This window comes from Staphylococcus sp. GW823-FHT05F06, from assembly GCF_058795495.1.
Genome location: NZ_JBXAHW010000018.1, coordinates 13,721 through 34,529, shown reverse-complemented (window position 1 = coordinate 34,529; position 20,809 = coordinate 13,721). Strand labels below are relative to the sequence as shown.

Here is a 20,809-nt window from a genome sequence, read left to right as displayed (position 1 = left end):
ATAAAAAAGACAATTTCTATATTTTTTCAATAGAAATTGTCTTTTTTACTTATCTTGAACCTTTTTGTCCCAGCCTCAAAAAACCACCCACAATTTGATAACACAAATTGTGGGTGGAGAATATAATTAATCGATAAAATGTTATTCTACTACTTCAACATTTAAGTTTACATCGATATTGCCACGTGTAGCTTTTGAATACGGACAAAAGTCGTGCGCATCTTGTAAATATTTTTCAGCATCTTCTTGTGATAAAACATTTTTAACTTTTGCATGAATATCAACGCTAAGTTTTGGGCTTTCGGCATCTGGATCGTCTTCCAAGCGTACCGTTAACGTTACTTCAGGTTCAGCATCGCGCACTTTATTTTGTTTTAAAATTAAATCAAATGCACCATTAAAGCATGAAGCGTAACCTGCAGCAAATAATTGTTCTGGATTAGTCGCTTTACCGTCAGCTTGTTGTGGTGGTAATACATCTACATTTATTGCATTATCGTCAGTATGGACATGACCTTTACGTCCACCTACGTTAGTCGCTTTAGTTTCATATTGAACTGCCATCATTATTACCTCCTCAAATTGTATGTATTTTATTGATACCCACCAGTAGATGTACTTAATCATTCGTTTTAAATTTTAATAATAAGTTTAGAGATATTTGTATGAATGAAAGAAAATCATATAAAATAAAATTACTATAGTGTACGAAATGAGGGATAGAATGACCCATGTAGATATTGCAGCGACAATTGCACCAGAAGACAAGCTTTCTAAAACTTTACTCAAAGATATAAAAGTAAACGAAGAATCAATAGATATCATTGAATTGCGCATTGACCAATGGCCATCATTTAATAAGGCATTATTAAATGAAGTGATTAAGCAATTAAAAATATTCCATTTGAAAATATTAGTAACATATAGAACTTCAGTTCAAGGAGGAAAAGGAGCTGTAAATGAGCAAGAGTATTTAAATATACTAGGTGAATTAATTGAGTGTCCACAATTTGATATGATTGATATTGAGTGGAGCAGTGCCGTCAAAATTGAAAAATATACGCATCTTGTTCAACGTGCACAACAAAAAGGGCTCGAAGTTGTTCTTTCGCATCATAATTTTCAAGAAACACCTGCTTTAGATGAACTTAAATTTATTTACTTTAAAATGCAAAAACTCAATCCTGAGTATTTAAAGCTTGCGGTTATGCCCAAATGTCAAGAGGACGTGTTACATTTATTAGAAGCCATGTCACTCACAGCGAAGCACACAACATGCCGAATTGTCGGTATATCGATGTCTAGTTTGGGTAAAGTCAGCCGAATTGCTCAAGGCGTATTTGGTGGAACGCTGTCTTATGGTTGCATAGAAGAACCACAAGCACCCGGACAGATACATGTCTCTAAGTTAAAATCCATGGTTTCTTTTTATGAGGATTAACTTGTAAGTTTGAATTCAATAACAATGTATCTTATAATTGATAATGGTTATCATGTATAAAATAAAGGGAGCGAAATACATTGGAATTACAAGAAGCTATATCTAATCGTAGAAGCGTCAAAAAATTTAAACACGATATGGTGGTTGATGATCAAACGGTTTACGATGCAATATATAAAGCTACTGACGCTCCAAATCATGGTATGAGAGAACCATGGAGATTGGTTCATATTTCAAAAGATAAACTCGGTGATTTTAGTAGGGATATCACAAGATTTGCTTTTCCAGATAGTCCGGATAAGCGAGAGGATCACTTTCATGCAGTAACAAATTTAGGTGGCATGTTGTTGTTGATTTTAAAAGATGATCCAAGACAACGTCAAAGTCGTGAAAATTATTTTGCATTTGGAGCTTTTGCTCAAAATTTAATGTTACTTTTATACGAAGCGGGTATTGGTACTTGTTGGAAGTCGCCACAATATATCTTTGATCCTAAAATACGAAAAGCTTTGGGTGTAAAGGATAATGAAATATTAGCAGGATTTTTGTATCTTACTGATTTAGAAGAAGTACCAACGAAGGCTAAACGTAAAAATAAAAATCTTATTACCGAATTTGAATAAATCATCCGTGATATTGAGCGTGTATTAAAATTTAAAATTAGGTGAGATGGAATTTGTGTTTATCGTTTCACCGATACAGTGAGTAACAGAGTTGAAAACATAAGTATTTACTTTAGTTACTGACGAATAATACAAGAAAAACCTGAGACGTTTGATGATGTCTCAGGTTTTTTAGTTAAATATTATTGATCTAAATGTTCAGTCAAGAATGATTCAACTTGTTCAGGTGATTTAGCATTTGCTGAATGCAAGTGTGCTAATTTTTTACCATTTTGGAATATTAAAATACTTGGGATACCCATAACATCATTTTCAGTTGTCACATCTTCTAATTCGTCACGATCGACCACATACCATTGATAATTATTATATTTTTCAACAATTGGATCTATCCACATATCCATCGCTTTACAATCTGGACACCAGTCGGCTTCAAACTTGATAATTACTGGATCAGTACTACCAATAGTAGAATTAAATTCTTCGGTTTGATGAATATTTTTCATCACTATCTACTCCTTTTGTAATTTGGTAAACTTATTATAACGAATGACTGCACATTAACAAAAATATTAGCTTGAAAATTAAAGCGTTCAATTAAATATCATGATATATTTAAGTTAATAGAGAGAAGGAGGTAAAAGGTAATTGATTAAATTTTATCAGTATCCGAAATGCACAACGTGCAAAAAGGCTGCAAAGTTTTTAGATGAGCACGATGTGAATTATGAATCCATTGATATTGTTCAACATACACCGACTAAAAAAGAATTCAAAAATATCGTAGATAAAACGGGTGTGAATATTAATAAGTTGTTTAATACACATGGTATCAAATATCGCGAATTAAATTTAAAAGAGAAACTTAAAAATATGTCTGATGATGAAAAACTAGAACTACTTGCTTCAGATGGAATGTTGGTTAAACGTCCATTAGCTATTTCTGGTAACCATTTGACTTTAGGATTTAAAGAAAATGAGTATCAACACCAATGGTTATAGGTGTGATATTAATTTAGAGAAAGTGAACATTAATAAAAAAATATAAATTAAAATGGTGTTTTGTATATTTAAAAACGAATTTTAATTCATTTATTCTTTGTAATAATAGTTGAATGAATAATATGTGTGTGGCATCATTAAATTGTAATTAAATTAATCAGGAGGGGATTCTCGTGGCAGTACCGAGCGAATTTAAATATTCTAAAGAGCATGAGTGGGTTAAAATTGAAAATAATGTAGCAACAGTTGGTATTACAGAATACGCACAAAACGAATTAGGTGATATCGTATTTGTTGAGCTACCTGAAACTGACGATGAATTAAATGAAGGTGACACATTCGGTAGTGTGGAATCAGTAAAAACAGTATCAGAGTTGTATGCGCCAATTTCTGGGAAAATTGTTGAAGTTAATGAAGAATTGGAAGATAGCCCAGAATTTGTAAATGAATCGCCATACGAAAAAGCATGGATGGTTAAAATTGAAATTAGTGACGATAGTCAATTAGAAGAATTATTATCAGCAGATCAATACTCAGAAATGATTGGTGAATAATGATTGCAAACTCCTCGATTAGATTTAATCAAGGAGTTTTTTTATAAGGAACAACTTTAATCTGGAACGTAAGCCAAAGCCCATACATAAGTGACACAAGCAATTAAAAATTGCAGTGAAAAAGAGGAACGCTTGAGCAAAGCTCAAGCATAAGTGACACTAGCAATTAAAAATTGCAGTGTCACTAAATGTTTAGGTTTTGGGGATTTTGTGAATGATGATAGTGATAGTTACTTTGACGCTTAGAAGGTGGATTGACATGGCTATTGTAAATAAGGTTATTATTGTTGAAGGTAAATCGGATAAGAAAAGAGTACAACAAGTAATCGCTGAACCTGCAAATATCATTTGTACACATGGGACTATGAGTATAGATAAGATAGACAACATGATAGAAACACTTTATGACAAACAAGTTTATGTTCTTGCCGATTCTGATGATGAGGGTGAAAAAATTAGAAAATGGTTTAAACGTTATTTAAGCGAAAGTGAACATATTTATGTTGATAAAACGTTTTGTGAGGTTGCTAAGTGTCCTAAAAATTATTTAGCACATGTATTAAGTAGATATGGTTTTAATGTAAAAAAAGAAAAGAAACTTATGAATAATTTAAAAACTGAAAGGCTAGTTTTAGTAAATGAATAAATTGAAGGATATTGAAGACATAACTGTTAATTTTAATAAAGAAAAACATCTCATATTTGGTTATACACCAATGTGTGGAACATGTAAGATTTCTGAAAGGATGTTGGATATTGCTAATGAAATCTTACAATTGCCAATAAAAAAAATAGATCTTAATTTTTATCCTGAATGGAGTAAAGAGAAACAAATTATGTCTGTTCCTGTTTTGTTGCTTATGCGTAGAGAGGAAGAGATAAAAAGAATCTACGCATTTCAGTCAGTTACTTATTTGTTAGAAAATTTAAAATAATTATTGACGAAACATTAGTACGATGGTAGGATTAATACAAATTAAATATGCTTTAACTCTTATCGAGAGAGGTGGAGGGATGTGCCCTAAGAAGCCCGGCAACCGTCTAAAATAGAAATGGTGCCAATTCACATAAAGTATAACTTTAGAAGATGAGAGAAAGAACATTTCAACAAATGCTTTCTCAAATTTTCTAAAAATTGAGAAAGCATTTTTAATTTGATTACTAAGCAACATAAGGAGGCTATTAACGTGATTAAGCTAAACCAAATTGTTAAACGCTATCATACCAAGGATAAAGATGTTCTTGCTGTTGATCACGTTGATTTAAACATTGAATCCGGCTCTATTTTTGGTGTGATTGGTTTCTCAGGAGCTGGCAAAAGTACGCTTATAAGAATGTTTAACAACTTAGAATCTCCAACGTCAGGTGAAATCATTATAGATGGTGACAATATAAGTCAATTATCTAAATCACAGTTACGAAAAAAACGACAAAAAGTGAGTATGATTTTTCAACATTTTAACCTTCTATGGTCAAGAAATGTATTGAAAAATGTAACATTTCCATTAGAAATTGCTGGCGTTCCAAGTGGTCTAGCTAAACAAAAAGCATTGGAACTCATTGAACTTGTCGGCCTAAAAGGTCGAGAAAGTGCGTATCCGTCTGAATTATCAGGCGGACAAAAACAAAGAGTGGGTATTGCGAGAGCATTAGCTAATGATCCAGATGTATTGTTATGCGATGAGGCAACAAGTGCATTAGATCCACAAACTACAGATGAAATTCTAGATTTATTATTGAAGGTAAGGGAACAACAAAATTTAACTATTGTACTTATAACACATGAAATGCATGTTATACGAAGAATTTGTGATGAAGTTGCTGTAATGGAAAACGGTAAAGTTATCGAACAGGGAGCGGTAAGTAAAGTATTTGAGAATCCACAACACGAAGTAACAAAACGTTTTGTGAAAGATGATTTAAACGATGATTTTGAAGATTCTTTAGAGTATTTGGAGCCATTAGATCATGATGCATATATCGTGAGGTTAAACTTTACTGGTGAAAATACAACTGAGCCTATCATATCTTATATGACGAAGACGCATAACATAGATGTGAATATTCTTGAAGCAGATATTAAGAATACTAAAAACGGTTCGCTTGGATTTTTAGTTATTCACATACCACATATAAGTGAAGAACATTTCAAGCAATTTAAACATAATCTTCACGAACAACACGTTAATGTGGAGGTGCTAAAACATGGGTAAATCTTATGGTGAAATATTTCACGAAATGGTGACAATGCCAAATGTTCAGTGGCCAGAGGTTTGGCAGGCAATTTTAGAAACTCTATATATGACTGTTGTTTCGACGCTTTTTGCATTTGTCTTTGGACTTATATTAGGGGTATTACTCTTTTTATCTGCGAAAAGTAACTCATTGGCTGCTAAGATTTTCTACACGATTGTGTCATTCATTGTTAATTTATTTAGAGCAATTCCATTTATCATATTAATTTTACTGTTAATTCCATTTACAAGTATACTTCTCGGAACAATCAGTGGGCCAACTGGTGCATTACCAGCACTTATTATTGGTGCAGCACCATTCTACGCTAGATTGGTCGAGATTGCTTTTAAAGAAATTGATAAAGGTGTTATAGAGGCTGCTTGGTCAATGGGAGCGAACACTTCGATAGTTGTGAGAAAAGTGCTACTTCCTGAAGCAATGCCTGCTTTAGTTTCAGGTATTACCGTTACTGCAATTGCTTTGGTAGGTTCTACAGCTATTGCAGGTGTTATTGGCGCAGGCGGTTTAGGTAATTTAGCATATTTAACAGGATTTACTCGAAATCAAAATGATGTCATTTTAGTTTCAACAGTATTTATTTTAATTATTGTATTTATAATCCAGTTCCTAGGGGATTGGCTTACAAATAAAATCGATAAACGCTAAAGAAAAGGGGATTATATTCTATGAAAAAATTATTCGGAATTATTTTAGTATTGGCTTTAACGATTGCCTTAGCTGCATGTGGTGGAGGTAAAGATAAGGAAAAAACTATCACAGTAGGTGCATCTCCAGCACCACACGCTGAAATTTTAGAAAAAGCAAAACCATTATTGAAGAAAAAAGGTTATGATTTAAAAATCAAATCAATTAACGATTACACAACGCCTAATAAATTATTAGACAAAGGTGAAATCGATGCGAACTTCTTCCAACATACACCATACTTAAATACTGAAAGTAAAGAAAAAGGGTATAAAATTGAATCGGCTGGGAATGTTGAATTAGAACCTATGGCTGTATACTCAAAAAAATATAAAAGCTTAAAAGATCTTCCTAAAGGTGCAACAGTATATGTATCAAATAACCCAGCTGAACAAGGACGATTCTTAAAATTCTTTGTAGATGAAGGTCTTATTAAACTTAAAAAAGGCGTTAAAATTGAAAATGCTAAATTTGATGACATAACTGAAAACAAAAAAGATATTAAATTTAACAACAAACAATCAGCAGAATATTTACCAAAAATCTATCAAAATCAAGACGCTGACGCAGTAATCATTAATTCTAACTATGCGATTGACCAAAAATTAAGTCCTAAAAAAGATTCGATTGCTTTAGAATCTCCTAAAGATAACCCATATGCAAATTTAATTGCAGTTAAAAAAGGTCATAAAGATGATAAAAATATCAAAGTATTAATGGAAGTGCTACAATCTAAAGAAATTCAAGATTATATTAAAGATAAGTATGATGGAGCTGTCGTACCTGCTAAGTAAATAGCAAACAATTAATAATATTTAATCGCTTGTCACATGAATATACAAAAACACGTAGATGATTCAGTATAAAATCATCTACGTGTTTTTTGCTATTGAACCTTTAATTTTTAACTCACTTTTGTTATACGTTTTAACATCCATAAACATTTTTCTGTGATTATAGTTATCTAACAATGACTATAATTCACTAGCCATATTTTTTGAACAGGTAGTTTTGTAAAAGGTAAGATATATTGTCTTTATACGCACAACATATCTATAATTATTTAAATATTATCACGGTATAAAATACCAACACTTACACCGCTATATCCCATTTGGTAATCAAATTTGATAATTTCAATTTGTGGATGTGATTTTAAAAATTGATTTACTTTTTTATCTAACCCTTTCTCAGTAATCGCTTTAATAGTAATAAATTTCATAAAATATACCAACCCAACTTATAATTATTTTATATTCAATATACTATAATCTACTGTAAATTTATAGTTTCTTTCGTAAAATCATCTTTATGAGAAAAAAATTCATAAAAGATGTTTAGCTCATAAATAAGAGGGTAACAATATTAATAAGTTAAACATAAGGAGGAATTTTAAATGGCTGAAGATAAATTTGAACAAGCTAAAGGTAATATTAAAGAAACAGTAGGTAATGCTACTGATAATAAAGAATTAGAAAAAGATGGTAAAGGTGACAAAGCTTCTGGTAAAGCGAAAGAAGCTGTAGAAAACGTTAAAGAAAAAGCAAATGACGTTATTGATAAATTTAAAGGTAATAAAGGTGACTAATTAATAGTCCTTCTAATTTAGCCCTCATGTACTCTATGGTATATGAGGGCTTGTTTGTATATATATCAAAATGATGCTTCATTTTTTGCTGTAATTTTACCAAGAACATAACTTACTAAGAAGCCAGTGATCAATAGGAAAAATGATATGATCCATTGGATTAAGTCTTTCGGGAATCCAGGGAAAACTGCATACAACGATCCGATTACAAAGCCTATTATCAAAGCAAATGTCATTGTAGGGTGTTGATGTAGACAATATTGAATTAATCGACTTGAAATCATAAAACCAGTTACAATACCGAAACCTACTATTAATATGATAGGTAATGCATTTAAATTAAAATGAAGTAGTTCAGAAATAGCATACATTAGCGTCCCATATACTCCGAAGACAAGTAACATAAATGATCCAGAAATGCCTGGTAATAACATAGCACTTGAAGCGAAAACACCTGCGATAAAATATTTAATGATAAGACTGAAAGATAAAGTAAGTGTTTCACCTGAATGCTTGTCTCCATGATTAAGCAATGCGAAAACGACTATAATAGCAATACCTAATAATAGAATAAAATAATGTATTATACTGAAATTTTTTTTGAAATTTGAGATGGTTAATAAATAAGGGATGATACCGAGAATCAAACCTGTAAAAAATAACATAGTAGGAATATGATGTTGACTAAGCAAATAATTAAATAATTGACTTAATAGTCCTATAGCTATTAGCATCCCTACTAAAATAGGTAGTAAAAATTTTAAGCTAGGCCAAAATCGTCTTGAAAACAAACCACTAATTGAGCTAATAAAGTCATCATAAATTCCAAGTAATAAAGCGATAGTCCCTCCACTTACACCTGGGACGAGATCACTTGTACCCATACCAAAACCTTTAAATATATTTATCCATTTGAATTTTTTCATAATAATCTCCTTTCATGAAAATTTTAAAGGTTAAAGTGCATAATATCACATTATTTGAACTTCTTGGGATATTTTCTTTTTTGTCTAAAGATTGGCTATTGAGAAAGTGAGCTTTCCATTATCATTTAAAGAATTTCAGAACAATTACATAAAAATAATTATTGTTAAATAATAAATCTAAATAAGTGTTTTAAAAAGTTTATATTAGGGACCAAGTACGTTATAATGAAGTGGATTGAAATTCAATGAGTCTTTTTGACTATAGATTAAAATTATTATAAACTAGTTAAGAAAACTTTATATTTTACGGAGGGAATATAAATGTCATCAACATTAGAGATTAAGGACCTACATGTGTCTATCGAGGATAAAGAAATTTTAAAAGGTGTTAACTTAACAATTAACACTGGTGAAATACACGCAATTATGGGACCTAATGGTACTGGTAAATCAACATTATCGTCAGCAATTATGGGACATCCAAGTTATGAAGTTACACAAGGTGAAGTATTATTAGATGGCGTTAATATTTTAGAGTTAGACGTTGATGAGAGAGCTAAAGCAGGCTTATTTTTAGCTATGCAATATCCATCAGAAATTACAGGGGTAACAAACGCAGATTTTATGCGCTCAGCAATTAATGCGAAACGTGAAGAGGGACAAGAAATTAATTTAATGCAGTTCATCAAGAAATTGGATAAACAAATGGACTTTTTAGATATCGATAAAGATATGGCTCAACGTTATTTAAATGAAGGTTTCTCTGGTGGAGAGAAAAAACGAAATGAGATTTTACAATTAATGATGTTAGAACCGAAATTCGCTATTTTAGATGAAATTGACTCTGGTTTGGATATTGATGCTTTGAAAGTGGTTTCTAAAGGTATTAATCAAATGCGTGGTGAAGAGTTTGGAGCATTAATGATTACGCACTATCAACGACTTTTAAATTATATTACACCAGATAAAGTACATGTGATGTACGGTGGTAAAGTTGTGAAATCTGGAGGTCCAGAATTGGCTAAACGCCTTGAAGAAGAAGGCTATGAATGGGTTAAAGAAGAATTTGGTGCTGCTGAATAGTCATATTCCAAAATTAGCATTGAGATGTTCACATAAAATGATGAAACTGAACATTCGAAGTAAAATTTATTTCATCAAGTAGGAGGAAAAAGTGATGACAACTAAAACTTTGAACATTTCTGAAGAACAACTTGTTGATTATTCTAAAGCGCACAATGAACCTTCTTGGATGACAGAGTTACGTAAAAAAGCGTTGAAATTAACAGAAACTTTAGAAATGCCAAAACCTGATAAAACGAAATTAAGAAAATGGGATTTTGATACGTTTAAACAACACCATACAACAGGAGATGCATACACTCAGTTAACTGATTTACCAAAATCTGTTAAAGAAATCATTGATGTTGAAAACTCAGAAAACTTAATCATTCAACATAATAATGAATTGGCATATACACAAGTATCGGATCAAGCTAAACATGATGGTGTGATTATTGAAGGTCTATCTGAAGCACTAGTCAACCATAGTGATTTAGTTCAAAAGTACTTTATGACTAAAGCAGTAGATGTTGATGAACATCGTTTAACAGCATTGCATACTGCATTAGTAAACGGTGGTATTTTTGTTTATGTACCTAAAAATACTGTTGTAGAACATCCTATACAGTACGTTGTTTTACATGATGATGAACAAGCGAGCTTTTACAATCACGTCATCATTGTTACAGAAGAAAGTGCAGAAGTTACCTATGTAGAGAACTATCTTTCTACTACTAGTGGTGAAGATAACCAACTTAATATTGTGTCAGAGGTTATCGCTGGCGCAAACTCTAACGTCACATATGGTTCAGTTGATTATTTAGATAAAGGATTTACAGGTCATATAATTCGTCGTGGTTCTGCAGATGCAGATGCTTCTATCAATTGGGCACTAGGTTTGATGAATGAAGGTAGCCAAATTATAGATAATACTACAAATCTAAACGGTGATCGTTCAACAAGTGCATTGAAATCAGTTGTTGTTGGCACAGGTGATCAAAAAATAAATTTAACTTCCAAAATTGTTCAATACGGTAAAGAAACAGATGGGTATATATTGAAACATGGTGTTATGAAAGAAAATGCATCTTCTGTATTTAATGGAATTGGCTACATTAAACATGGTGGTACGAAATCTATTGCGAACCAAGAGTCACGTGTATTGATGTTATCTGAAAATGCTCGTGGTGATGCTAACCCTATTCTTTTAATAGACGAAGATGATGTTGAAGCAGGACATGCAGCCTCAGTTGGTCGTGTCGATCCTGAGCAATTATATTATTTAATGAGCCGTGGTATTTCAAGAGCTGAAGCAGAGCGTCTAGTTATACATGGTTTCTTAGATCCAGTAGTACGTGAATTACCAATTGACGATGTAAAACGTCAACTTAGAGAAGTAATTGAGCGTAAAGTTTCAAAATAAAGTCAAAGATTAATTCAATTGATACCTCCTAGAGGGGAAACTCATATATAGAAAGGTCGTGACTATAATGGCCGAACATTCTTTTGATGTCAAGGCAGTCATTAAAGACTTTCCGATACTTGAGCAAAAGGTAAATAATAAACGTTTAGCATACCTTGATTCAACTGCGACTAGCCAAACACCTGTACAAGTTTTAAATGTACTAGATGATTACTACAAACGCTATAATTCTAATGTCCATCGTGGTGTACACACATTAGGGTCTTTAGCTACAGATGGCTATGAAAATGCAAGAGAAACAGTAAGACGTTTTATCAATGCGAAGTACTTTGAAGAAATTATTTTCACTCGAGGAACAACTGCATCAATAAATATAGTAGCACATAGTTATGGTGACGCTAATATTAGTGAGGGTGACGAAATTGTTGTAACAGAAATGGAACATCATGCTAATATTGTTCCATGGCAACAATTAGCTAAACGTAAAAATGCAACACTAAAATTTATTCCAATGACAAAAGATGGTGAATTGCAATTAGATGATATAAAAGCAACCATCAATGATAAAACTAAAATTGTTGCTATCGCACACGTTTCCAATGTTTTAGGAACAATTAATGATGTTAAAACTATCGCTAAAATTGCACATGAACATGGTGCAGTTATAAGTGTGGATGGTGCGCAATCAGCTCCACACATGGCTTTAGATATGCAAGATATCGATGCTGATTTTTATAGTTTTAGTGGACATAAAATGTTAGGTCCTACTGGCATTGGAGTTTTATATGGAAAAAGAGAATTATTACAAAATATGGAACCCGTTGAATTTGGTGGAGATATGATAGACTTCGTAAGTAAATATGACGCCACTTGGGCTGACCTACCAACTAAATTTGAGGCTGGCACACCACTTATTGCTCAAGCAATAGGTTTAGCAGAAGCTATACATTATATTGAAAATTTAGGTTTTAATGCGATTCATCAGCATGAAAAAGAATTGACAGAATATGCATATGAACAAATGTTAACTATAGATGGTCTTGAAATTTACGGTCCACCAAAAGATAGACGTGCAGGGGTCATTACTTTTAATTTAGCAGATATACATCCACATGATGTAGCTACAGCTGTTGATACAGAAGGTGTTGCAGTTCGTGCAGGCCATCACTGTGCGCAACCTTTGATGAAATGGTTAGGTGTCTCTTCAACAGCACGTGCAAGTTTTTACGTTTATAATACGAAAGAAGATGTAGATCAATTAGTTCAAGCATTGAAACAAACGAAGGAGTTTTTCTCTTATGAATTTTAATAATTTGGATCAATTATATAGATCTGTAATTATGGATCATTACAAAAACCCTAGAAACAAAGGTGTCTTAGACAATGGCTCAATGACTGTTGATATGAATAACCCTACATGTGGTGATCGCATACGTTTGACATTTGATATTGAAGACGGAATCATTAATGATGCTAAGTTTGAAGGAGAAGGATGTTCAATTTCAATGTCTAGTGCATCTATGATGACTGAAGCAGTTAAAGGTCATTCACTTGGTGAAGCAATGCAAATGAGCCAAGAGTTTACTAAAATGATGCTCGGTGAAGACTACGAGATTACAGAAGAAATGGGAGATATTGAGGCGCTTCAAGGTGTCTCACAATTCCCAGCTAGAATTAAATGTGCAACGCTTGCATGGAAAGCATTAGAAAAAGGGACAGTCGAAAAAGAAGGTAAGTCAGAAGGTACAACGGAAGAAGATTAAAACCAATACAATATATTACCTTTTGATGATGTAAATATATTGTTATACTGAATCAACATCCTCGTATGTTTAATTCAGTGATTTAATTACATCGTAAAAGTTTAAATCATAGTGATAGGACATAACAAAGTAGAGTAAACATAAATATAAATGAATTTTTTATACGCATGCCGTTTATTAATTATAAAATCAAGGAGTGATTAAAATGGCAAAACAAGCACCTGATGTTGGGGATTATAAATACGGATTCCATGACGAAGATGTTTCCATTTTTAGATCAGAGCGTGGTTTAACGGAAAATATAGTAACAGAAATCTCTAAAATGAAAGAAGAGCCACAATGGATGTTAGATTTCCGTTTGAAAGCATTAAAACTATTCTATAAAATGCCAATGCCACAATGGGGTGGAGATTTATCTGAATTAGATTTTGATGATATTACGTATTATGTTAAACCTTCTGAACATACTGAACGTTCATGGGATGAAGTGCCTGAAGAAATCAAACGTACTTTCGATAAATTAGGTATTCCAGAAGCTGAGCAGAAATACTTAGCTGGAGTTTCTGCACAATATGAATCAGAAGTTGTTTATCATAATATGGAGAAAGAACTGGAAGAAAAGGGTATTATTTTCAAAGATACTGATAGTGCATTACGTGAAAATGAAGAGTTATTTAGAGAATATTTTGCGTCAGTGGTACCTGCTGCAGATAATAAATTTGCTGCATTAAATTCAGCAGTATGGTCTGGTGGTTCATTCATTTATGTTCCTAAGAATGTTAAATTAGATACACCACTACAAGCATATTTCCGTATTAACTCTGAGAATATGGGACAATTCGAACGTACATTAATAATTGCTGATGAAGGTGCATCAGTAAACTATGTAGAAGGTTGTACTGCACCTGTATACTCTACAAGTTCGCTACACTCGGCAGTTGTTGAAATTATAGTACACAAAGATGCACATGTAAGATATACTACTATCCAAAACTGGGCTAATAACGTATATAATTTAGTAACTAAACGTACCTTTGTCCATGAGAATGGTAATATGGAATGGGTAGATGGAAACTTAGGCTCTAAGTTAACGATGAAATATCCAAACTGTGTACTTTTAGGTGAAGGTGCCAAAGGTAGCACATTATCCATTGCATTTGCTAGTAAAGGTCAAGTTCAAGATGCTGGTGCTAAAATGATTCATAAAGCACCTAATACATCTTCAACTATTGTTTCTAAATCTATCTCCAAAAATGGTGGTAAAGTCATTTATCGTGGTATCGTTCATTTTGGACGTAAAGCTAAGGGAGCACGTTCAAATATCGAATGTGATACATTAATTTTAGATAATGAATCGACTTCAGATACTATCCCTTATAATGAAGTGTTCAATGACAATATTTCATTAGAACATGAAGCTAAAGTTTCTAAAGTATCAGAAGAGCAATTATTCTATCTTATGAGTCGTGGTATTTCTGAGGAAGAAGCGACAGAAATGATTGTTATGGGATTCATTGAGCCGTTCACAAAAGAATTACCAATGGAATACGCAGTAGAAATGAACCGTTTAATTAAGTTTGAAATGGAAGGCTCAATTGGTTAATATTAATTCAATTATAATATGATTAACAACCAACGAATCGTTTGTGATTCGTTGGTTGTTTTATTTTTATGTCAAATTCAGTTGGTAACAATGAAAAAATTAAATAGTAGTTAATTTATGATTGATACAGCTCATATCGGCTCTAATATCTGCTTTTATTGTTGAATAACATCTTTTATAAGAGTATCGATCATGAGTCTATTTTATGAAATTTTTTAGTATCTCATTTAGTATTACAATTCGTTAAATAAAATGGATTCCACTGTAAAAGTGTTGAAGATATTACAGAAACACAAGCTATTGCAAATAATGAAGTTAAAGGTAAAGATTTGATTAAGCATATCAAAATTACTTTGGGTGACTTCAAAGATTTTCAAGTTAAACATGATTTTGATGATGCGAACTTATTGAATATGATTGCACCTGTAGCTACAATGGCTTCAAAAGTGAAAGATATGCCGAGTGATTGCTACTAATAGCAAGAAACTTTAGTTTTATTAAGCAGTTATACACTACTTATTTGAAAAATAACCAATTCGTTCAATTGAAAATGGAATTAAATGGATATCGCGATGCTTTATACGGTGGTGGTAAATCTGCTAAATCCCTGATGACTAAAAAAGATATTAAGATGAGTAATAAAATTGCCAATGCAATGAAAAGGTTAGAAAAAGTTATAGATAACTCACATGAAAAAATTGACGCCAGAGCAATACGAGAGTATGTCAATAAATATCCAATTATCGAGGGTCAAGTTATACATATCAATAGTTGTCTTGATAATGATATTTCTGGCACATATATTTACTACAGTGCCTGAAATTAAAAATAATGAATTGTAAGAAATCGAAACTATTCTCATAATTGTTGTGCTAGTCTCTATTACTTACTTTATCATTAATTTTATTTTATGGATCAAAAGGAAAAATTTTCTTTTATCACTATTAAATCGCTTTTTATCATTGTGTTATTTATCATTTTAAAGATAATTACGATATGAATTTTAGTTTACAATATATTTATCTGATTTTTACTTTTTATATTTTTACAAAGTATTTAAAGTGGAATTTTTAGAAGACTTAACTCTTTGTTTTAATAAATGTAATGAATTATTATGGCTTATCGTTTGATTTTTAATAAAAGGGATTGTTAAGTTATTGATAAGCTTCATGAGAGTAAGCCACGACAAACTATAAAAATATTTTGCATTAGTTCATTCTTATTCGTGTGTTGTGTTAATTCAATATAAATGATAAGTTTGATAATTCATTTCTCGGGAAATAATGTATTAATACGGACTAAATCTTAAGGAGAAATGCATCATGATTATTGCAATTATACTATTAATATTTGTTTCATTTTTCTTTTCAGGTAGTGAGACAGCATTAACAGCCGCGAATCGCACTAAGTTTCAAACTGAAGCTAAAAAGGGTGATCGTAAGGCGCAAGGTTTAACAAAGTTATTAGATAAACCAAGTGAATTTATCACTACTATATTAATCGGTAACAATGTAGCGAATATTATTTTACCTACACTCGTGACAATCTTAGCGATTGATATTGGAGTGAATGTGGGAATAGCATCAGCAATTGTAACAATTGTGATTATACTTATTTCTGAAGTGATTCCTAAATCAATTGCTGCAACATTTCCTGATAAAATTTCAAAACTTGTGTATCCTATCATTCATATATGTGTTATTGTACTCAAGCCCATTACAATCTTATTAAACAAGATGACAGATGGTATTAATCATTTACTATCTCGAGGCCAACCTGTTGAAAAAAGATTTTCTAAAGAAGAAATTCGTACATTATTAAATATTGCGGGTAGAGAAGGTGCATTTAATGAGATAGAAAATACTCGACTTCAAAACGTTATGGACTTTGAACAATTGAAGGTTAAGGATGTTGATACCACGCCTCGTATTAATGTTGTAGCTTTTTCAAAGGATGTAACATATGACGAAGCTTATGATACAGTGATGAATAATCCATATACGAGATATCCAGTATATGATGAAAATATAGATGATATCATCGGCGTATTCCACTCAAAATATTTATTAGCTTGGAGTAAACATAAAGAGGAGTCAATTACTAATTATGCATCAAGCCCTTTATTTGTAAATGAACATAATAGAGCAGAATGGGTATTGCGTAAAATGACCGTTTCACGAAAACATTTAGCGATTGTTTTAGATGAATTTGGAGGTACGGATGCTATCGTATCGCACGAAGATTTAATAGAAGAGCTACTTGGTATGGATATTGAGGATGAAATGGATCGTGAAGAAGAAAATAAATTAAAACATCAAAAATTTCCACAAAGCATGATGCATCGTTAATTTTATTGTAAAAATGATAGTGGCTATGAATGTCAAACAAGTTGCGGGTCAATTAAGATGTTGTGTAATTTAGTTGTGATATAAAGTTTAAAGCTAGAAAACCTGGGACATAATACATTGTTCCAGGTGTTTTTCTATTTTAGTAGGCAGTAATAGATTGAAAAACTCGATAAATATAAATATTATCAAACTTAGTCTTTATTGCTAAGGTTATACAAGGAATTTGAAAGGGTTGCATCTTTCTCTTACCACAAGATGTACTTTTGTTTAACTATAAGATATATGTATATTAAAGAATATGTAAATTTAACTTAACTCAAGTGAATCAATGATTTGTAATGTGGTATCATGTTGTTGGTGATAAATATGATAGAAATAGGTCTTACTGGCTGGGGTGACCATGATACATTATATGAGGATTTAGAGCGTAAAACAGATAAGTTAAAAACGTATGCTAGTCACTTCCCAATAGTAGAGTTGGATGCTTCGTATTATGCGATACAGCCAGAGCGAAATATAATTAAATGGATAAATGAAACGCCGAATAGATTTCAATTCGTTGTTAAAATTCATCAAGCATTAACATTGCATGCTGACTATAGAGATTATGCAGAGTCGAGAGATATATTATTTAAACAGTTTAAAGAAATGATCAATCCGTTAAAAGAGCATAATAAATTGGCGATGGTGCTCGTACAATTTCCACCTTGGTTTGATTGTAACGTCCAAAATATAAATTACATCTTATATGTGAGAAAACAATTAACTGATATTCCGATGAGCATTGAATTTAGACATCAATCATGGTTTGACAATCAGTATAAAGAACAAACTTTATCCTTCTTAACACAACATCAAATCATTCATGCAGTGGTAGATGAACCTCAAGTTAAAGAGGGGAGCGTTCCTTTAGTAAATAGGATTACTAGTGAAATTGCTTTTGTACGTTATCATGGACGTAATCATTATGGTTGGACTAAAAAAGATATGACTGATCAAGAATGGCGAGATGTAAGATATTTATATGATTATAGCGATGATGAGTTAGCTGACTTGGCTCGTAAAGTCGAAATACTTAATCAAAAGGCTAAGAAAGTATATGTAATTTTTAATAATAACTCTGGCGGTCATGCAGCTAATAATGCTAAAAAGTATCAAAATATTTTAGACATTGATTATGAAGGTTTAGCACCGCAACAATTAAAACTATTTTAAGAGGCGAATGTCATGTTATTAACAATTATTCTATTAATATTAATAGGGGGATTATCAGCGATTTTAGGATCTATCGTTGGTATTGGTGGTGGAATCATCATCGTCCCCACACTTGTTTATTTAGGCGTTAACCATCATCTTCTACATGGTATTACGACGCAAATTGCAATAGGTACTTCTTCAGTTATTCTGATTGTTACTGGATTATCTTCCTCATTAGGATATTTAAAAACCAAACAAGTAGATATAAAAAATGGTTCGATATTTCTATTTGGACTACTACCTGGATCTTTGGTTGGTTCTTTTTTAAGTAGATACCTTACACTTGATTCGTTTAACTTATACTTTGGCGTGTTTATGATATTTGTGTCGATATTACTGATGATTCGTCACAAAATCAAACCTTTTAAAATTTTTGACAAACCTAAATATGCGCGTACATATGTTGATGCTGAAGGGAAAACATACCGTTATAGTGTACCACCCCTGTTTGCTTTTATAACAACGTTATTTATTGGGCTATTAACAGGGCTGTTTGGCATAGGTGGAGGTGCATTGATGACCCCTCTTATGCTCATCGTCTTTAGATTTCCACCACATGTTGCAGTAGGCACAAGTATGATGATGATTTTCTTTTCAAGTGTGATGAGTTCAATAGGGCACATCTTTCAAGGACATGTGGCTTGGGGCTATTCTATCATTCTCATTATTTCAAGTGTTATAGGTGCACAAATAGGTGTGAGGGTCAATCGATCTATGAAATCCGACACAGTTGTAATGTTATTGAGAACAGTAATGCTTATTATGGGTATATATTTAATCATTAAATCTTTTATTTAAATGCGAAGTAGTTATACTTTGAGACTTTGTTCTTTAATGCTAAAGTACAATTAAGTATATAAATTTTAAAGAGGGGGATCATGTTATGGAATTAACAATATATCACACGAATGATATTCATAGTCATTTAAATGAATATGCTCGTATTCAAGCTTATATGGCAAAACATAGACCGCAACTTGAACATCCCTCACTCTATATAGATATAGGTGACCATGTTGATTTATCAGCACCTGTGACAGAAGCTACGGTAGGACAAAAAAATATAGAACTTTTAAATGAAGCACATTGTGATATTGCAACCATTGGAAATAATGAAGGAATGACAATTTCTCATGATGCTTTACAAAATCTATATAACGACGCGGATTTTAAAGTGATTTGCACGAATGTCATAGATGAAGAGGGACATCTTCCACATCATATTACCTCTTCGTATATCAAAGAAATAAAAGGAACACGTATTTTATTTGTTGCAGCAACGGCACCGTTCACACCTTTTTATCGAGCACTGGATTGGATTGTTACTGACCCATTAGCGGCAATCAAAGATGAAATCAATGCACATCAAGGTGAATATGATTTTTTAATGGTTATGAGCCATGTCGGTATCTTTTTTGATGAAAAGTTATGCCAAGAGATTCCGGAAATAGATGTTATCTTTGGTAGTCATACGCATCATCATTTTGAACATGGAGAAATAAACAATGGTGTTTTGATGGCAGCTGCCGGAAAATATGGCTATTATTTAGGTGAAGTTAATATTACGATTGAAAATGGAAAAATCGTTGATAAAATCGCCAAAATTCATCCTATTGAAACACTTCCCTTGGTCGAGACACATTTTGAAGAAGAAGGAAGAGCACTTCTAAGTAAACCAGTAGTTAATCATCATGTGAACTTAGTCAAAAGAACAGATGTTGTTACAAGAACATCGTATTTACTGGCTGAAAGTGTATATGAGTTTTCAAGGGCTGATTGTGCAATCGTAAATGCTGGACTTATAGTTAATGGCATTGAAGCTGATAAAGTGACGGAATATGATATACATCGCATGTTACCCCATCCAATCAATATTGTAAGAGTTCGATTAACTGGTAAACAATTAAAGCAAGTGATTCAAAAAAGCCAAAAGCAAGAATATATGCACGAACATGCACAAGGTCTTGGTTTTAGAGGGGATATATTTGGAGGATATATTTTATATAATCTAGGCTTTATTGAGTCAGAAGACCGTTATTTTATAGGCGATGAAGAGATTCAAAATGATAAACAATATACGTTAGGTACTGTTGATATGTATACATTTGGAAGATATTTCCCATTGCTAAAGGGGTTATCTACAGATTATATTATGCCTGAATTTTTACGTGATATTTTTAAAGAGAAATTACTAAAATTATAAAAGAAACGTATATTGAATTTTAATTTAATGTTAATACCGATATGTTATAATAAACGAAGATATATTAAACAGGAGG

General features: G+C 32.1%; 25 protein-coding genes and 1 riboswitch. Of the genes, 21 read left to right on the top strand and 4 right to left on the bottom strand.

The features are described 5' to 3' along the window. Nucleotides 1-141: 141 nt before the first annotated feature. Complete coding sequence (locus AC1Q7N_RS10370) at nucleotides 142-564, bottom strand: organic hydroperoxide resistance protein (protein WP_002457221.1); 423 nt, start codon at nucleotides 562-564, stop codon at nucleotides 142-144. Nucleotides 565-724: 160 nt separating this feature from the next. On the opposite strand from AC1Q7N_RS10370, the gene aroD reads away from it, so the two are divergent. Beyond that, a complete protein-coding gene (gene aroD, locus AC1Q7N_RS10365; RefSeq protein WP_001831974.1) occupies nucleotides 725-1,441 on the top strand; it encodes a type I 3-dehydroquinate dehydratase in 717 nt (238 codons plus the stop codon). Between the two features lie 80 nt (nucleotides 1,442-1,521). Beyond that, nucleotides 1,522-2,064, top strand: coding sequence for a nitroreductase family protein (locus AC1Q7N_RS10360; RefSeq protein ID WP_001831981.1), 543 nt, complete (start codon nucleotides 1,522-1,524; stop codon nucleotides 2,062-2,064). A 182-nt stretch (nucleotides 2,065-2,246) separates the two neighbouring features. Here the strand turns inward: AC1Q7N_RS10360 and AC1Q7N_RS10355 are convergent, their stop codons facing one another. Continuing rightward, nucleotides 2,247-2,570, bottom strand: a complete 324-nt coding sequence (locus tag AC1Q7N_RS10355) for a thioredoxin family protein (RefSeq protein WP_001831907.1) — start codon at nucleotides 2,568-2,570, stop codon at nucleotides 2,247-2,249. Between the two features lie 142 nt (nucleotides 2,571-2,712). On the opposite strand from AC1Q7N_RS10355, the gene AC1Q7N_RS10350 reads away from it, so the two are divergent. The 7 genes from AC1Q7N_RS10350 to AC1Q7N_RS10320 all read left to right on the top strand — a co-directional run bounded on the left by AC1Q7N_RS10350 (nucleotide 2,713) and on the right by AC1Q7N_RS10320 (nucleotide 7,354). Next, a complete protein-coding gene (locus AC1Q7N_RS10350; RefSeq protein ID WP_001831965.1) occupies nucleotides 2,713-3,066 on the top strand; it encodes an arsenate reductase family protein in 354 nt (117 codons plus the stop codon). Nucleotides 3,067-3,239: 173 nt separating this feature from the next. Next, complete coding sequence (gene gcvH / locus AC1Q7N_RS10345) at nucleotides 3,240-3,620, top strand: glycine cleavage system protein GcvH (RefSeq protein WP_001831963.1); 381 nt, start codon at nucleotides 3,240-3,242, stop codon at nucleotides 3,618-3,620. Nucleotides 3,621-3,879: 259 nt separating this feature from the next. Further along, nucleotides 3,880-4,266, top strand: coding sequence for a toprim domain-containing protein (locus tag AC1Q7N_RS10340; RefSeq protein ID WP_001831968.1), 387 nt, complete (start codon nucleotides 3,880-3,882; stop codon nucleotides 4,264-4,266). Continuing rightward, nucleotides 4,259-4,555: a thioredoxin family protein gene (locus AC1Q7N_RS10335; protein WP_001831936.1), complete on the top strand. Its 297-nt coding sequence runs from the start codon at nucleotides 4,259-4,261 to the stop codon at nucleotides 4,553-4,555. The genes AC1Q7N_RS10340 and AC1Q7N_RS10335 overlap by 8 nt, the downstream gene beginning before the upstream one ends. Before the next feature lie 56 nt (nucleotides 4,556-4,611). Next, nucleotides 4,612-4,714, top strand: a riboswitch (SAM riboswitch). A gap of 93 nt (nucleotides 4,715-4,807) precedes the next feature. Continuing rightward, nucleotides 4,808-5,833 carry a methionine ABC transporter ATP-binding protein gene (locus AC1Q7N_RS10330; RefSeq protein ID WP_001831992.1) on the top strand — a complete coding sequence of 342 codons (1,026 nt, stop codon included), beginning with the start codon at nucleotides 4,808-4,810 and terminating at the stop codon, nucleotides 5,831-5,833. Next, entirely contained in the window at nucleotides 5,826-6,521 is a 696-nt protein-coding gene (locus AC1Q7N_RS10325) for a methionine ABC transporter permease (protein WP_001831910.1), read from the top strand. Before AC1Q7N_RS10330 ends, AC1Q7N_RS10325 begins: the two co-directional genes overlap by 8 nt. 20 nt (nucleotides 6,522-6,541) lie before the next feature. Continuing rightward, a complete protein-coding gene (locus tag AC1Q7N_RS10320; protein WP_001831988.1) occupies nucleotides 6,542-7,354 on the top strand; it encodes a MetQ/NlpA family ABC transporter substrate-binding protein in 813 nt (270 codons plus the stop codon). A 269-nt stretch (nucleotides 7,355-7,623) separates the two neighbouring features. Here AC1Q7N_RS10320 and AC1Q7N_RS10315 read toward each other — a convergent pair whose 3' ends face one another. Beyond that, nucleotides 7,624-7,782 carry a hypothetical protein gene (locus AC1Q7N_RS10315; RefSeq protein WP_001831893.1) on the bottom strand — a complete coding sequence of 53 codons (159 nt, stop codon included), beginning with the start codon at nucleotides 7,780-7,782 and terminating at the stop codon, nucleotides 7,624-7,626. A gap of 174 nt (nucleotides 7,783-7,956) precedes the next feature. On the opposite strand from AC1Q7N_RS10315, the gene AC1Q7N_RS10310 reads away from it, so the two are divergent. After that, complete coding sequence (locus tag AC1Q7N_RS10310) at nucleotides 7,957-8,148, top strand: CsbD family protein (RefSeq protein WP_001831967.1); 192 nt, start codon at nucleotides 7,957-7,959, stop codon at nucleotides 8,146-8,148. Nucleotides 8,149-8,213: 65 nt separating this feature from the next. On the opposite strand, the gene popT is transcribed toward AC1Q7N_RS10310, so the two are convergent. Beyond that, nucleotides 8,214-9,074: a polyprenyl-phosphate transporter PopT gene (popT, locus tag AC1Q7N_RS10305; RefSeq protein ID WP_001831939.1), complete on the bottom strand. Its 861-nt coding sequence runs from the start codon at nucleotides 9,072-9,074 to the stop codon at nucleotides 8,214-8,216. Between the two features lie 321 nt (nucleotides 9,075-9,395). On the opposite strand from popT, the gene sufC reads away from it, so the two are divergent. The 11 genes from sufC (at nucleotide 9,396) to AC1Q7N_RS10250 (ending at nucleotide 20,733) form a co-directional block, all read left to right on the top strand. Continuing rightward, the gene (sufC, locus tag AC1Q7N_RS10300; RefSeq protein ID WP_001831944.1) at nucleotides 9,396-10,157 is read left to right on the top strand and encodes a Fe-S cluster assembly ATPase SufC; all 762 of its coding nucleotides are present in this window, start codon (nucleotides 9,396-9,398) and stop codon (nucleotides 10,155-10,157) included. Nucleotides 10,158-10,251: 94 nt separating this feature from the next. Further along, nucleotides 10,252-11,559 carry a Fe-S cluster assembly protein SufD gene (sufD, locus tag AC1Q7N_RS10295; protein ID WP_001831898.1) on the top strand — a complete coding sequence of 436 codons (1,308 nt, stop codon included), beginning with the start codon at nucleotides 10,252-10,254 and terminating at the stop codon, nucleotides 11,557-11,559. A 67-nt stretch (nucleotides 11,560-11,626) separates the two neighbouring features. After that, the gene (locus AC1Q7N_RS10290; protein ID WP_002438997.1) at nucleotides 11,627-12,868 is read left to right on the top strand and encodes a cysteine desulfurase; all 1,242 of its coding nucleotides are present in this window, start codon (nucleotides 11,627-11,629) and stop codon (nucleotides 12,866-12,868) included. Beyond that, nucleotides 12,858-13,322: a Fe-S cluster assembly sulfur transfer protein SufU gene (sufU, locus tag AC1Q7N_RS10285; RefSeq protein WP_001831954.1), complete on the top strand. Its 465-nt coding sequence runs from the start codon at nucleotides 12,858-12,860 to the stop codon at nucleotides 13,320-13,322. Before AC1Q7N_RS10290 ends, sufU begins: the two co-directional genes overlap by 11 nt. A 205-nt stretch (nucleotides 13,323-13,527) precedes the next feature. Continuing rightward, on the top strand, nucleotides 13,528-14,925 hold the full coding sequence (gene sufB / locus AC1Q7N_RS10280) for a Fe-S cluster assembly protein SufB (protein WP_002484542.1): 1,398 nt from the start codon (nucleotides 13,528-13,530) through the stop codon (nucleotides 14,923-14,925). A gap of 329 nt (nucleotides 14,926-15,254) precedes the next feature. Then, complete coding sequence (locus tag AC1Q7N_RS10275; RefSeq protein ID WP_001831994.1) at nucleotides 15,255-15,401, top strand: hypothetical protein; 147 nt, start codon at nucleotides 15,255-15,257, stop codon at nucleotides 15,399-15,401. Continuing rightward, the gene (locus AC1Q7N_RS10270) at nucleotides 15,392-15,745 is read left to right on the top strand and encodes a hypothetical protein (RefSeq protein ID WP_002495357.1); all 354 of its coding nucleotides are present in this window, start codon (nucleotides 15,392-15,394) and stop codon (nucleotides 15,743-15,745) included. The genes AC1Q7N_RS10275 and AC1Q7N_RS10270 overlap by 10 nt, the downstream gene beginning before the upstream one ends. Before the next feature lie 502 nt (nucleotides 15,746-16,247). Next, on the top strand, nucleotides 16,248-17,273 hold the full coding sequence (locus AC1Q7N_RS10265; RefSeq protein ID WP_001831928.1) for a hemolysin family protein: 1,026 nt from the start codon (nucleotides 16,248-16,250) through the stop codon (nucleotides 17,271-17,273). 366 nt (nucleotides 17,274-17,639) lie between these two features. Then, the gene (locus tag AC1Q7N_RS10260; protein ID WP_001831962.1) at nucleotides 17,640-18,488 is read left to right on the top strand and encodes a DUF72 domain-containing protein; all 849 of its coding nucleotides are present in this window, start codon (nucleotides 17,640-17,642) and stop codon (nucleotides 18,486-18,488) included. A 12-nt stretch (nucleotides 18,489-18,500) separates the two neighbouring features. Then, nucleotides 18,501-19,328: a sulfite exporter TauE/SafE family protein gene (locus tag AC1Q7N_RS10255; RefSeq protein WP_001831948.1), complete on the top strand. Its 828-nt coding sequence runs from the start codon at nucleotides 18,501-18,503 to the stop codon at nucleotides 19,326-19,328. Between the two features lie 85 nt (nucleotides 19,329-19,413). Next, nucleotides 19,414-20,733, top strand: coding sequence for a bifunctional metallophosphatase/5'-nucleotidase (locus tag AC1Q7N_RS10250; protein WP_001831906.1), 1,320 nt, complete (start codon nucleotides 19,414-19,416; stop codon nucleotides 20,731-20,733). Nucleotides 20,734-20,809: the final 76 nt, after the last annotated feature.